This is a genomic window from Mycobacterium sp., from assembly GCF_002863225.1.
Taxonomy (GTDB): domain Bacteria; phylum Actinomycetota; class Actinomycetes; order Mycobacteriales; family Mycobacteriaceae; genus Mycobacterium.
Genome location: NZ_PKEK01000022.1, coordinates 55,905 through 68,548 on the forward strand (window position 1 = coordinate 55,905; position 12,644 = coordinate 68,548).

The window sequence follows — 12,644 nt, forward strand, 5'->3', positions numbered from 1 at the left end:
CACGGGGTCTGATCGCCAACACTGGCAGCTATGGCGCAGAAGGTGTTGATCGTCGGCTTCCCGGGGGTGCAGGCCCTCGACCTGGTCGGCCCGTTCGAGGTGTTCGCCGCAGCGTCGAAAGTGCTGGCCGCACAGGGCAGGGACGGGTATGCACCGGAACTGGTCTCGCTCGCCGCGCAGCCGGTGTCCACCGACACAGGGCTGACTTTGAGCGCCGCGCCCCTGCCCGATCCGACCGACGGCGTCGACACCGTGCTGCTTCCGGGTGGCAATGGTGCCCGCGGTGACCGGCGCGACCCCAGGCTGGTGGACTGGATCGTCGCCGCGGCACCACACGCCCGCCGTGTCGTCAGCGTCTGCACGGGCGCCTTTCTCGCCGCGCAGGCGGGCCTGCTGGACGGCTGCCGGGCGACCACGCACTGGGCCTTCGCGGAGCAGCTGGCGTTGGAATTCCCCTCCGTCGTCGTCGATCCCGACCCGATCTTCATCCGCAGCTCGCCGACGGTGTGGACCGCCGCCGGGGTCAGCGCCGGCATCGATCTGACGCTTGCCCTGGTCGAAGAGGACCACGGCACCGAGGTCGCGCAGACCGTCGCGCGCTGGCTGGTGCTGCACCTTCGCCGGCCCGGCGGGCAGACCCAGTTCGCCGCTCCGGTCTGGGTTGCCCGCGCCAAACGTGAGCCGATCCGCGCCGTCCAGGACGCGGTGGAGTCCGAACCCGGTGGCGCGCACAGCATCGCCGACCTGGCGCGTCTGGCGGCGATGAGTCCCCGGCACTTCACCCGGGTGTTCACCGACGAAGTCGGCGAGGCGCCCGGGTCCTACGTCGAACGGGTCCGCACCGAGGCCGCCCGTCGCCAACTCGAACAGACCGACGACACCGTGACCACCATCGCCAACCGGTGTGGCTTCGGCACCGCGGAAACCATGCGGCGCAACTTCATCCGACGTGTCGGGGTGTCACCCGACCAATACCGAAAGGCCTTCGCATGACCCAGATCGCCATCGTCGTCTATCCCGGCTACACCGCACTGGACTTCGTCGGACCCTACGAAGTGCTGCAGCGGGTGCCCGGCGCGGAGATCCGGTTCGTCTGGCACGAGCCGGGCCCGATCACCGCCGAGTCGGGTGTGCTGGTCATCGGGGCCACCCACACGTTCGACGAAACCCCTTCGCCGGACGTCATTTTGGTGCCGGGCGGGATGACCACCGTCGAACACTCCCGCGACGAGAAACTGCTGGACTGGGTGCGCCGGGCGCATCAGACCGCGACCTGGACGACGTCGGTCTGCTCGGGGTCGCTGATCCTGGCGACCGCCGGCCTGCTCGAGGGCAAGCGCGCCACCTCGCACTGGGGTGTGCTGCCCTTGCTGAAGACGTTGGGCGTCAACGCTGTTGGCGACGAGCGGGTGGTGCACGAAGGCAACATCGTCACCTGCGCCGGGGTGTCGGCCGGCATCGACCTCGGCCTGTGGCTGGCCGCCCAGCTCGCCGGCGAAGAACGCGCGAAGGCCATCCAGTTGGGCATCGAATACGACCCGCAGCCGCCGTTCGACTCCGGCCACATGTCCAAGGCGTCGGCGAAGACCAAGGCGCTGGCCACTGCGGGCATGGCCCGCGAGACCCCGGTCGGCGCGACGCTCAAAGCCGGCTCCCAACTGCTCTGGGACCGTGCGCTGTCGGCGGCCCGGGGCAAAGCCCGCGACAAGGCCCGTCGCTAGCCGGCGATCGCGTCGATCACCGCGTCCGGCTCGTCCATCGAGACGAAGGTGCGCGCCCTCGGTACCTCGATCAGCTTGGCGTTGCTAAACACCGCCGCCAGCCGTCGGCCCAGGCTCGGTTTGAACACCACGTCGCCCTGACCCCAGACCAGCGTGACCGGCTTGTCGAACCGGGTCAGTCGGTTCGCGACGTCGGTCAGGTCGGTGACCGCGATCTGACGCAGCAGGGCGGCCAGATCACGACGGATGCGAACGTCGTTCAGGCACGGCGCCAGCCAATCGGCCGTCACCCGCGCGTCGGGCCGGGTGACCAGCAGGCCGAAGCCGATCGACGAGTTGCGCACCGCAGCCGGGCGCATCAGCGAGAACATGGTCTTGATCGAGATCGGCCCGCGGAGCAAACCGAACACGGTGTTGAACGGAAACGGCGGGCACTGGTCGAAGGCGTCACAGTTGGTCAGCACCAGCCGGCCGATCTGCTCCGGCCGGGCGTCGACCGCGAGCTGGCAGATCCCGCCGCCGGTGTCGCAGCCGACCAGCGTCACCTCGGACAGGCCCAGGGCCGCGATCGTGTCGTTGACGATTCCCGCGACGCCGTCCAGCGACAGCACCCCGGCGTCGGTGACCGGGATGGTGTGCGAGCCCAGCGGCAAGGTCGGCACGATGCAGCGGTAGCCGAGTCGGCCAAGCTTTTCGGCGACCTCGCGCCACATTTGGCCGTTGACGAGAACGCCGTGCACGAACACGACGGGTGGATACGCCGAATCCTGCGGACCGAACTCCTGGTATTCGATGGTTGCCTGCGTGAGCGCCAGTTGTGTCATGCGCCCAGTCAAAGCCGGAACCCGCTGCCAGCACGACGCCGCGGACTGCCAAATGCTGCCAACGAGGCGATGTCGCGTAGGTTCGTCGTCGTGATCAACCTGGCTTATGACGACAACGGGACGGGGGAACCCGTCCTCTTCATCGCCGGCCGCGGCGGACTGGGGCGCACCTGGCACCTGAATCAGGTTCCGGCCTTCCTGAACGCCGGCTACCGCGTCATCACCTTCGACAACCGCGGGTCGGGGGCGACGGCGAGTGCCGACGGCTTCACCACCGAAAGCATGGTCGCCGACACCGCGGCGCTGATCGAGCAGCTCGGCATCGGGCCGGTGCGCATCGTGGCCGTGTCGATGGGATCGTTCATCGCCCAGGAGCTGATGCTGGCCCGGCCGGACCTGGTGACCCAGACCGTTCTGATGGCCACCCGCGGACGGCTGGACAAGGCGCGTGAGTTCTTCCGCTCCGCCGAGGACGAGCTGGCCGCGTCCGGGGTGCAGATCCCGACCGCCTACGACGCCAAGATCCGGCTGCTGGAGAGCTTCTCGCCGAAGACGCTCAGCAACGACGAGGCGGTCGCCGAGTGGATCAGCATGTTCACCATCTGGCCGGTCAAGATCACACCGGGGCTGATCCGCCAAGGCGCGATCTCGCCGCAGGGCAATCACCTGCCCTCGTACGGCGGCATCCACACGCCGACCCTGGTGCTGGGGTTCGCCGACGACGTGGTGACGCCGCCGCAGCTGGGCAAGGAAGTCGCCGACGCCATCCCGGGTGCCAAGTACCAGCTGATCGCCGACACCGGGCACCTCGGGTTCCTGGAACGGCCCGAGGTGGTCAACGCCGCGATCCTGAAGTTCTTCAAAAGCATGGGGTTTTGAACCTCGGCGCTGAGTGTGCAGGTTCTATGCGCTATTTCTCCGATTCCGCGATCACAAGCTGCACAGTCGGCGCTTGATGAAGCCCAACGAGGCTCGATTGTCGGGCTCCTCAGCCGACCCTCCGGGTCCGCATCGTCGCCCAACGTAGGCTGAACTGGTGAATCCCTCGACGGCTCAAGCCCGCGTCGTCGTCGACGAACTGATCCGCGGCGGCGTCCGCGACGTCGTGTTGTGCCCGGGCTCGCGCAACGCCCCGCTGGCCTTCGCGCTGCAGGACGCCGACCGCGAAGGCCGGGTCCGGCTGCACGTCCGCATCGACGAGCGGACCGCCGGGTTCCTGGCCGTCGGCCTCGCGATCGCCGCCAGCCGGCCGGTCTGCGTCGCGATGACGTCCGGCACCGCCGTGGCCAACCTCGGCCCGGCCGTGGTCGAGGCCAACTACGCCCGGGTGCCGCTGATCGTGCTGTCGGCCAACCGGCCCTACGAAATGCTCGGTACCGGGGCCAACCAGACGATGGAACAGCTCGGCTACTTCGGCAACCAGGTCCGGTCCACCATCAGCCTCGGTCTGGCCGAGGACGCCCCCGCGCGGATGGAAGCGCTCAACGCGACCTGGCGATCGGCGGTCTGCCGGGTGCTGGTGTCCGCGACCGGGGCCCGCAGCGCCAACGCCGGCCCGGTGCATTTCGACATCCCGCTGCGCGAGCCGCTGGTGCCCGATTCCGAGCCCGGCGCCGTCCCGCCGGGACGACCGGACGGCCGGCCCTGGACCTACACCCCGACGGTCACCTTCGACCAGCCGCTGGACATCGACCTGACCTTGAACACGGTCGTCATCGCGGGCCACGGCGCCGGCGTGCGGCCGGAACTGGCCGCGCTGCCCACCGTCGCCGAGCCGACCGCTCCGCCCGCGGCCAACCCGCTGCACCCGTTGGCGCTGCCACACCTGCGCCCGCAGCAGGTGATCATGCTGGGCCGGCCGACCCTGCACCGGCCGGTGTCGACGCTGCTGGCTGATCCGTCGCTGCCGGTGTACGCGCTGACCACCGGGCCACGCTGGCCCGACGTCTCCGGCAACTCGCAGGCCACCGGCACCCGCGCCGTCACCAGCGGCACGCCGGATCCCGCGTGGCTGAGTCGCTGCGCCGAACTCCACAATCACGCCATGGCGACGGTGCGCGAGCAGCTTGCGGCGCACCCGTTGACCACCGGCCTGCATGTCGCCGCCGCGGTGGCCGATGCGCTGCGCCCCGGCGACCAGTTGGTGCTCGGCGCATCCAATCCGGTCCGCGACATCGCCCTGGTCGGGCTCAACCCGCACGGCATCGCGGTCCGCTCCAACCGCGGCGTCGCGGGCATCGACGGCACGGTGTCCACCACGATCGGTGCGGCGCTTGCGCACGAGCAGACGGGCAGCCGGAGCCGCGACGGCGGCGACGTCACTCCCCGAACAGTCGCGCTGATCGGCGACCTGACCTTCGTCCACGACAGCTCCGGGCTGCTGATCGGGCCGACCGAGCCGGTGCCCGCGGACCTGACCATCGTGGTTTCCAACGACAACGGCGGCGGCATCTTCGAACTGCTCGAGCAGGGCGACCCGCGGTTCTCCGATGTGTCCGCGCGGGTGTTCGGAACACCGCACGACGTCGACGTCGGCGCGTTGTGCCGGGCGTATCACATCGACAGCAAGCAGATCGAACTCGGCGAGCTGGCAGCGGCGCTCGACGAGCCGGCCGCCGGAATGCGGGTGCTCGAAGTCAAGGCCGACCGGTCCTCGTTGCGCGGGCTGCATGCGGCCATCAAGGCCGCTCTGTGACGCGAGCCGCCGGTGCCGTGGCTGCACTGGAGACGTGGGCTCGTATCCTGATTCACGGCCGTCGAGGCGAATTCCCCGACACCCGCGGGCATCGCGCGGTGCGCCTGGCCCGCATCGGCGTGCTGATTCTGGTCAGCCTGGTGACGTTGCAATCGCTGTTGCTGGTGGCCGGCGCCGTGCGCAACGACATCGCGATCAAGCACAACATGGGCGTGGCCGAGGCCGAGGTGCTCGACGCCGGCCCGCGGCGCTCGACCATCGAGTTCGTCACCCCGGACCGGGTCACCTACCGACCGGAGCTCGGTGTGCTGTACCCGTCCCAATTGGCAACGGGCATGCGGATTTACGTCGAGTACGACAAACGCAACCCGAATCTTGTTCGCGTGCAACACCGTAACGCCAAGCTGGCGATCATCCCGGCGGGGTCGATCGCCGTGTTCGGCTTGCTGATCGGCGCGGCGGCGCTGAGCGCCCTCGCGTGGGTGGACAAGCGGCTGGACCGTCAGTTGGTCAGCGCGGCCAGCCAACCCGGATCTTGAGTGTCGACAACACTTCTGGTGTTCAGGTTGTAGATCGTCGGGGTGCCCGGGTTCTCCGGGTTTTCCTCCTGGAGCCGGGCCTTATTCGCGTCGTTGACCGCTGTGGAGTCGACTACGTCGTCGCCGGCCGCGATTCGATCGGCCACCACATCCGGTAGTCCACTGTCGCGAGCCAGCGCCGCGACGGAGTCACGCGACGGGCCGTCGGCGCTCTGGTGGCGGTAAAGGGCTTGCACGAACGCCTGATACGCCGCGGGCGGTGTCGCCGGGTCGGCGGCCAGGAACAGATCGTTCACCAGGTGTGTGGACACGTCGTTGTGATGCCGGCCGTCCAGGAACGTCAGCCACCGATAGGTGATGGCCAGCCGCCCGCCGGCCAGCGCCGCGGCCAGCTTGTCGCCGTCGGCCGCTTCGAACTCAGCGCAGTGCGGGCATTGCGGCTCGCAGAAGACCTCCAACTGCACCGGGGCGATCCACGACCCGACCAGCACCCCGTTGCCGTCGAGCGTTCGTGGCACGTCGGCGTGCGCGCTGCCGGTGGTGAACATCACCAAACCCAGCATCGTGGCCAAAACGCCCAGGTAGGACCGCATTGTCAGATTCCCCTTTGGGTCAGAGTTCGTGTCGTGTACGCCCGTCGGTAACCATAACGACAGGCGACGCTGCGACCGTAGTCAGCGTGCGAGTAGCGATTGTCGCGGAATCCTTTCTCCCGCACGTCAACGGCGTGAGCAACTCTGTCATCCGCACGCTCGAGCACCTGCGGCGCACCGGCCACGAGGCGCTCGTCATTGCGCCTGACACCCCACACGGCGAAGAACCCGCCGATCGCCTTTACGACGGCATCCGGGTGCACCGCGTGCCGTCGTGGATGTTTCCCAAGGTGACCACGCTGCCGTTGGGTCTTCCGATGCCGCGAATTCTGCGGGTGCTGCGCGGATTCGAGCCCGACGTCGTGCATCTGGCATCGCCGGCCCTGCTCGGCTGGGGTGGCGTCAAGGCCGCCCGGCGCCTGGGGGTTCCCACGGTCGCGGTCTACCAGACCGACGTGCCGGGATTCGCTGCCAGCTACGGCATCGGCGTCACCGAGAAAGTCGCCTGGTCCTGGTTCCGGCATCTGCACAAACTCGCCGACCGGACGCTGGCGCCGTCCACCGCCACCATGGAATCACTTGAAGCGCACGGCATTCCGCGAGTGCATAAATGGGCCCGCGGCGTCGACATGATCGGCTACGCCCCCTCGGCTCGCGACGAAGCGCTGCGCCGGCATTGGTCGCCGGACGGCAAGCCGGTCGTGGGCTTCGTCGGGCGGTTGGCGCCGGAGAAGCACGTCGAACGGCTCACCTCGCTGGCCGCCGCCGGTGACGTTCAGGTCGTCATCGTCGGCGACGGTGTGGACCGCGCCAAACTCCAATCAGCAATGCCCACGGCCGTTTTCACCGGTGCGCTCTACGGCCAGGAGTTGGCAACCGCGTACGCCAGCATGGACGTCTTCGTCCACGCCGGTGAGCACGAGACCTTCTGCCAGGTGGTGCAGGAGGCGCTGGCGTCCGGGCTGCCGGTGATCGCGCCCGACGCCGGCGGGCCGCGTGACCTGGTGACGCCGTGGCGCACCGGATTGCTGTTGGGAGTCCAGGAATTCGAGGCGCAACTGCCCGACGCCGTCGCGCACCTGCTGCAGGACCGGCAGCGCTACTCGGTGGCTGCCCGCAAGAGCATCCTCGAGCGCAGCTGGCCGGCCATCTGCGACGAACTGCTCGGCCACTACGAGGCGGTGCTGTCGCCGATCGCCCGCGCCCGGATGGCGCGCCGGCAACAGGCGCTGGGGCAGTAGCTAGCCCTGCGCCAACTCGGCGACCGGCTGCCATTCCTCCCAGGTCTTCAGCCGCTGCTCGTAGTCGGCCTTGGCCAACCCCAGCGGTGCCTCGCCGAAGAACACCCGCAGCGGCGGCTGTTCGGCGTCGACGACCTTGAGCACGGCGGCCGCGGAGGCTTTCGGGTCGCCCGGAGCGGCCCACCGCGTGCTGCGGACCTGCTCGGTCGCTTTGTGCACCTCGGCGTAGTCCGCCAGCTCCTCGGCCTTGCGCGACGACGAACCCGACCAGTCGGTGGAGAACCCGGCCGGTTCGATCAGCGTGACGTGCACACCGAATGATTCGACCTCCTGCGCCAGCGACTGCGAGAAGCCCTCCAGCGCCCACTTCGAGGCGTGGTAGATGCCGACGTTGGGAAACGCCGTGATGCCGCCGATCGACGAGACCTGGACGATATGGCCGCTGCGCTGCGCCCGCAGGTAGGGCAGTGCGGCCTGGGTGACCCACAGCGCGCCGAACACGTTGGTCTCGAACTGGTCGCGGGCGTCCTGTTCGGAGAGCTCCTCGACGAAGCCGAACTGGCCGTAGCCGGCGTTGTTGACCACGACGTCCAGGCGGCCGAAGTGCTCGTGCGCCTGCTTGACGGCGGCGAAGTCGGCCGCGCGGTCGGTGACATCGAGCTTCAGCGGCAGGATCGCGTCGCCGAATTTCTGCACCAGATCGTCCAGCGTGGCGGTGTCGCGGGCGGTGGCCGCGACCTTGTCGCCCCGCTCCAGGGCCGCGATGGCCCACTCTCGTCCGAAGCCGCGTGATGTACCGGTGATGAACCAAACTTTTTCAGCCATGACGCAGTGCAACGCACAGGTCGGCTCACCATTCCCGGCGACGGGTAGGTTCGAGGCGTGAACCGCGCCACGCTGGACAAAGACCCCCGTGAGGTCGCGTCGATGTTCGACGGCGTCGCGCGCCGCTACGACATCACCAACACCGTGCTGTCGCTGGGCCAGGACCGGTACTGGCGTCGCGCCACCCGCAAGGCGCTCGACATCGGGGCGGGGGAGAAGGTGCTCGACCTGGCTGCCGGCACCGCGGTGTCGACGGTCGAGTTGGCCACATCCGGGGCGTGGTGCGTGGCGGCGGACTTCTCGGTCGGGATGCTCGGCGCCGGCCATGCCCGCAAGGTGCCCAAGGTCGCCGGCGACGCGACTCGATTGCCGTTCGCGGACAACGTGTTCGACGCGGTGACGATCAGCTTCGGGCTGCGCAACGTCGCCGAGCGGGACCGGGCCCTGAGCGAGATGGCCAGGGTGACGCGGCCCGGTGGACGCCTGGTGGTGTGCGAATTCTCAACGCCCACAAGCAAATTGTTCGCCACCACGTACAAGGAATACCTGATGAAGGCGTTGCCGCGGGTGGCGCGCGCGGTGTCGAGCAACCCGGAAGCCTACGTTTATCTGGCCGAGTCGATCCGGGCCTGGCCGGACCAGGCTGAGCTGGCCCACCAGATCTCCGCCGCCGGGTGGTCGGCGGTGCGGTGGCGCAACCTGACCGGCGGCATCGTGGCCCTGCATGCCGCGTACAAAGCGCCGCGCTGACTTTCATTCGCGTTGATTCTCGGTCTGGTCCGGGGCGGTCGGGTATGCAACTATCGGGCCCGGTGAGCCGCGAATATCTCTGGTACATACCGAATACCGTGCTGTCCGGTCACCGGGGCGACGACACCGTCGACGGTTGGGGCAGCCTGGAATACTCCGCCGAGCTGGCGCAGCGCGCCGAGCAGAACGGCTGGGGCGGCGCGCTGATCGGCGCCGGTTGGGGACGAGCCGACTCGTTCACCATCGCCACCGCGATCGCCGCCCGGACCACCACGTTCGCGCCGCTGGTCGCGATCCGTCCCGGTTACTGGCATCCCGCGCACTTCGCCAGCGCCGCCGCCACGCTGGACCAGCTCAGCCAGGGCCGGCTGCTGGTGAACGTGGTCACCGGCGCCGACGACGTGCGGGCTTACGGCGACGTCGACCTCGACAAGTCCAGCCGCTACGACCGGACCCGCGAATTCCTGCAGCTGGTCCGCAAGCTGTGGACCGAGGAGGACGTCACCTACGAAGGCGAGTACTTCTCCGTCGAGCATTCGACGCTGCAGCCGCGACCATTCGGAGACGGTCGGCACCCGAAACTCTACTTCGGCGGGGCATCGGCGGCTGCCGAGGAGGTCGCCGCCGAAGAGGCTGACGTGCAACTGTTTTGGGGTGAGCCACTCGACGGCATCGCCGAGCGCATCGAACGTCTCCAGGCATTGTCCGAGAAGCTCGGCCGCGAGCACGAACCGCTGGAGTACGGGCTGCGCATCACCACGCTGGTCCGCGACACCTCCGAGGAGGCGTGGCGCGACGCCGAGGCGAAGGTCGCCGAGCTGGCCGGCAAGCCGTCGGTGCTGGCGCTGCACAACGCGTCGTCGGCGGAGGGTCAGCGACGGTTGAGCGATCTCGCGGGCCGGGGAGAAGTGCTGGACTCCTGCCTGTACACCACGCCGAGCAAGTACGGCGGCGAGGGCGCCGGGACGACGTGGCTGGTCGGCTCGGCCGAGGAGGTGGCGGCCGCGCTGCAGAAATACGCCGACCTCGGGGTGAAGCACTTCGTGCTGTCCGATACGCCGTACCTGTCCGAGGTGTCGAGGATCGGCCACCAGGTTCTGCCGTTGCTGCGCAACGCAATCAGCTGAACGGTTTGCGGCGGTCCAGCAGTCGGGACACCCGCCCGCTACCGCGCCACGCCCGCGCGACCCAGTCGGCGTCCTCGTCGGTGACCAGGTTGCCCATCACCCGCACGGCGATACCCATCAGCGTCGTCGACCGCATTCCGATCGGCCCGGTCGCCGGCAGGAAGCGCGGGAACGTCAGCAGCAATCCGAGCCGGCGGGCCACCGAAAAGCCGCGCCCGTAATGGGATTGGAGCACATCCGGCCAGGCTTTGGAGAAGTCGCCGGAGCCGAGCATCTCGGCCGCCAACCGGCCGGACTCCAGGCCGTAGTCGATGCCCTCCCCGTTGAGCGGGTTGACGCAGGCCGCCGCATCGCCGATCAGCATCCAGTTGCGGCCCGCCACACCGGAAACCGCGCCGCCCATCGGCAGCAACGCCGACGACATGGTCCGGGGTTGGCCTTCGAAGCCCCACTCCTCGCGGCGCAAATCGGTGTAGTAGGACATCAGCGGTCGCAGGGCGAGTTCCGCCGGTCGCTTGATCGTCGACAGCGCGCCGACGCCGATGTTCACTTCGCCGTTGCCGAGCGGGAAGATCCAGCCGTAGCCGGGCAGCACCGCGCCGTCGGGCGAGCGCAACTCCAAATGTGAAGTGAGCCAGGGGTCGTCACTGCGCTCCGTGGCCAGGTAGCCGCGGGCCGCGATCCCGTACACCGTCTCCTGGTGCCAGCGCCGACCCAACACCCGGCCCAGGGCCGACCGCACCCCGTCGGCGACGATCAACTCGCGGCAACCGACCTGAGAGCCGTCGGACAGCGTCACCGATGTCACGCGGGCTGACGAATCATGATTGGCGCCGACGACTTTGACGCCGAGCCGCATGCGGGCCCCGGATTCCTCGGCGACTTTGCGTATCCGGTCGTCCAGCTCGACGCGGGCCACCGCGCTGCCGGTGGACGGGAACGACGGGCCGGGCCATTCGACCTCGAGCTCGCCGCCGAAGCCGCTCATCCGCAGGCCGCGATGCCGGATCCGCGCGTCCAGCCACTCGCCGAGCCCCAGCCGTTCCAGCTCGGCAACCGCCCGTGGCGTCAGCCCGTCTCCGCACGCTTTGTCGCGAGGGAAGTTGGCCGCGTCGATCACCAGCACGTCGCGGCCCGCCCGCGCTGCCCAGGCGCCAGCCGCGGAGCCGGCCGGCCCGGCGCCGACGACCACCACGTCGGCATGGGAGTCCATGCTCACCAGTATGTTGGTCAGGTGAGGACTCCGGCGACAGTGGTGGCGGGCATTGATCTCAGTGCCTTCGGTGACGCTGCGTTCGCAACCGGTGTGCGGGACGGGGTGGCCCGCGTCGAGCAACTGATGGAAACCGAGCTCCGTGGGTCAGATGACCTGATGACGGACGCGGTGCTGCATCTCTTCGAAGCCGGTGGCAAACGATTCCGGCCGCTGTTCGCGGTGCTGTCGGCGCAATTGGGTCCGCGACCGGACAGTGACGACGTGGCGATCGCCGGCGCGGTCATCGAGTTGGTGCATCTGGCCACGCTGTACCACGACGACGTCATGGACGAGGCGCAAGTTCGCCGCGGCGCCCCCAGCGCCAACCTGCGGTGGAACAACAACGTCGCGATCCTGGCCGGCGACTACCTGTTCGCCACGGCATCCCGGTTGGTCTCGCGGCTGGGCCCGGACGCGGTGCGGATCATCGCCGAGACCTTCGCCCAGCTGGTGACCGGGCAGATGCGCGAAACCCAGGGCGCGGCGGACAAAGCCGACCCGATCGCGCACTACCTGAGGGTGGTGCACGAGAAGACGGCCTGCCTGATTGGTGCGGCCGGCCGGTTCGGCGCGATGTTCTCCGGCGCCGACGAGGAGCAGACCGAGCGGCTCAGCCGGTTGGGCGACCTGGTCGGCACCGCTTTCCAGATCTCCGACGACATCATCGACATCGACAGCGACCCCGACGAGTCGGGCAAGTTGCCCGGCACCGACCTGCGCGAGGGCGTGCACACCCTGCCCGTGCTCTATGCGTTGCAGGACGACGGACCCGACTCCGACCGGTTGCGCGAGCTGCTGGCCGGGCCCATCGACGACGACGATGCCGTGGCCGAGGCGCTCGGGCTGCTACGGGCCTCGCCGGGCATGGCCAAGGCCAAGGAAATGGTCGCCCAGTACGCCGAGCGGGCCCGCGAGGAGCTGGCCGCGCTGCCCGACGGTCCGGGACGCACCGCGCTCGCGACGCTGGTCGACTACACGATCCACCGACACGGCTGATCGTGCGGAACTCTGCGCCGCCTCCCCGGCGTTAGATGGGGAGAATCCGGCCGTTCGCAGTCGGTCATAGGAGGAACT

General features: G+C 69.0%; 13 protein-coding genes. 9 read left to right on the top strand and 4 right to left on the bottom strand.

Going from position 1 to position 12,644, the window contains the following annotated elements; translation table 11 throughout:
* Window positions 1-30 precede the first annotated feature (30 nt).
* A complete protein-coding gene (locus CYU59_RS04720) occupies window positions 31-993 on the top strand; it encodes a helix-turn-helix domain-containing protein (RefSeq protein WP_292976435.1) in 963 nt (320 codons plus the stop codon).
* Window positions 990-1,721 carry a DJ-1/PfpI family protein gene (locus tag CYU59_RS04725; protein ID WP_292976437.1) on the top strand — a complete coding sequence of 244 codons (732 nt, stop codon included), beginning with the start codon at window positions 990-992 and terminating at the stop codon, window positions 1,719-1,721. The genes CYU59_RS04720 and CYU59_RS04725 overlap by 4 nt, the downstream gene beginning before the upstream one ends.
* On the opposite strand, the gene CYU59_RS04730 is transcribed toward CYU59_RS04725, so the two are convergent.
* On the bottom strand, window positions 1,718-2,545 hold the full coding sequence (locus CYU59_RS04730) for an alpha/beta hydrolase (RefSeq protein ID WP_292976440.1): 828 nt from the start codon (window positions 2,543-2,545) through the stop codon (window positions 1,718-1,720). The genes CYU59_RS04725 and CYU59_RS04730 overlap by 4 nt on opposite strands.
* A 90-nt stretch (window positions 2,546-2,635) precedes the next feature.
* Between CYU59_RS04730 and CYU59_RS04735 the strand changes: the two genes are divergently transcribed.
* The 3 genes from CYU59_RS04735 (at window position 2,636) to CYU59_RS04745 (ending at window position 5,779) form a co-directional block, all read left to right on the top strand.
* On the top strand, window positions 2,636-3,424 hold the full coding sequence (locus tag CYU59_RS04735) for an alpha/beta hydrolase (RefSeq protein ID WP_292976586.1): 789 nt from the start codon (window positions 2,636-2,638) through the stop codon (window positions 3,422-3,424).
* A 157-nt stretch (window positions 3,425-3,581) separates the two neighbouring features.
* Complete coding sequence (gene menD / locus CYU59_RS04740; protein ID WP_292976443.1) at window positions 3,582-5,240, top strand: 2-succinyl-5-enolpyruvyl-6-hydroxy-3-cyclohexene-1-carboxylic-acid synthase; 1,659 nt, start codon at window positions 3,582-3,584, stop codon at window positions 5,238-5,240.
* Window positions 5,241-5,257: 17 nt separating this feature from the next.
* Window positions 5,258-5,779 (top strand): DUF3592 domain-containing protein, encoded by a 522-nt coding sequence (locus CYU59_RS04745; protein ID WP_292976588.1) that lies wholly within the window; start codon window positions 5,258-5,260, stop codon window positions 5,777-5,779.
* Here CYU59_RS04745 and CYU59_RS04750 read toward each other — a convergent pair.
* Window positions 5,743-6,372, bottom strand: coding sequence for a thioredoxin domain-containing protein (locus CYU59_RS04750; RefSeq protein ID WP_292976446.1), 630 nt, complete (start codon window positions 6,370-6,372; stop codon window positions 5,743-5,745). The two genes, CYU59_RS04745 and CYU59_RS04750, sit on opposite strands and share 37 nt — an antisense overlap.
* 86 nt (window positions 6,373-6,458) lie before the next feature.
* Here CYU59_RS04750 and CYU59_RS04755 point away from each other — a divergent pair, with 86 nt between their 5' ends.
* The gene (locus CYU59_RS04755) at window positions 6,459-7,613 is read left to right on the top strand and encodes a glycosyltransferase family 1 protein (RefSeq protein WP_292976449.1); all 1,155 of its coding nucleotides are present in this window, start codon (window positions 6,459-6,461) and stop codon (window positions 7,611-7,613) included.
* Here CYU59_RS04755 and CYU59_RS04760 read toward each other — a convergent pair whose 3' ends face one another.
* Window positions 7,614-8,438 carry an SDR family oxidoreductase gene (locus CYU59_RS04760; RefSeq protein ID WP_292976452.1) on the bottom strand — a complete coding sequence of 275 codons (825 nt, stop codon included), beginning with the start codon at window positions 8,436-8,438 and terminating at the stop codon, window positions 7,614-7,616.
* 57 nt (window positions 8,439-8,495) lie between these two features.
* Between CYU59_RS04760 and CYU59_RS04765 the strand changes: the two genes are divergently transcribed.
* On the top strand, window positions 8,496-9,188 hold the full coding sequence (locus tag CYU59_RS04765) for a demethylmenaquinone methyltransferase (RefSeq protein WP_292976455.1): 693 nt from the start codon (window positions 8,496-8,498) through the stop codon (window positions 9,186-9,188).
* A gap of 44 nt (window positions 9,189-9,232) precedes the next feature.
* Window positions 9,233-10,315, top strand: coding sequence for an LLM class flavin-dependent oxidoreductase (locus tag CYU59_RS04770; RefSeq protein WP_292976458.1), 1,083 nt, complete (start codon window positions 9,233-9,235; stop codon window positions 10,313-10,315).
* On the opposite strand, the gene menJ is transcribed toward CYU59_RS04770, so the two are convergent.
* Window positions 10,308-11,534, bottom strand: coding sequence for a menaquinone reductase (gene menJ, locus CYU59_RS04775; protein ID WP_292976460.1), 1,227 nt, complete (start codon window positions 11,532-11,534; stop codon window positions 10,308-10,310). The two genes, CYU59_RS04770 and menJ, sit on opposite strands and share 8 nt — an antisense overlap.
* A 15-nt stretch (window positions 11,535-11,549) precedes the next feature.
* Between menJ and grcC1 the strand changes: the two genes are divergently transcribed.
* Window positions 11,550-12,566 carry a nonaprenyl/(2E,6E)-farnesyl/geranylgeranyl diphosphat synthase gene (grcC1, locus tag CYU59_RS04780; protein ID WP_292976462.1) on the top strand — a complete coding sequence of 339 codons (1,017 nt, stop codon included), beginning with the start codon at window positions 11,550-11,552 and terminating at the stop codon, window positions 12,564-12,566.
* The last annotated feature ends 78 nt before the right edge of the window (window positions 12,567-12,644 follow it).

What these genes read in the sequence shown, in the direction of transcription:
- CYU59_RS04720 (WP_292976435.1), top strand. Translation starts at nt 31, where the DNA reads ATGGCGCAGAAGGTGTTGATCGTCGGCTTCCCGGGGGTGCAGGCCCTC.
- CYU59_RS04725 (WP_292976437.1), top strand. Translation starts at nt 990, where the DNA reads ATGACCCAGATCGCCATCGTCGTCTATCCCGGCTACACCGCACTGGAC.
- CYU59_RS04730 (WP_292976440.1), bottom strand. Translation starts at nt 2,545, where the DNA reads ATGACACAACTGGCGCTCACGCAGGCAACCATCGAATACCAGGAGTTC.
- CYU59_RS04750 (WP_292976446.1), bottom strand. Translation starts at nt 6,372, where the DNA reads ATGCGGTCCTACCTGGGCGTTTTGGCCACGATGCTGGGTTTGGTGATG.
- CYU59_RS04760 (WP_292976452.1), bottom strand. Translation starts at nt 8,438, where the DNA reads ATGGCTGAAAAAGTTTGGTTCATCACCGGTACATCACGCGGCTTCGGA.
- CYU59_RS04770 (WP_292976458.1), top strand. Translation starts at nt 9,233, where the DNA reads ATGCAACTATCGGGCCCGGTGAGCCGCGAATATCTCTGGTACATACCG.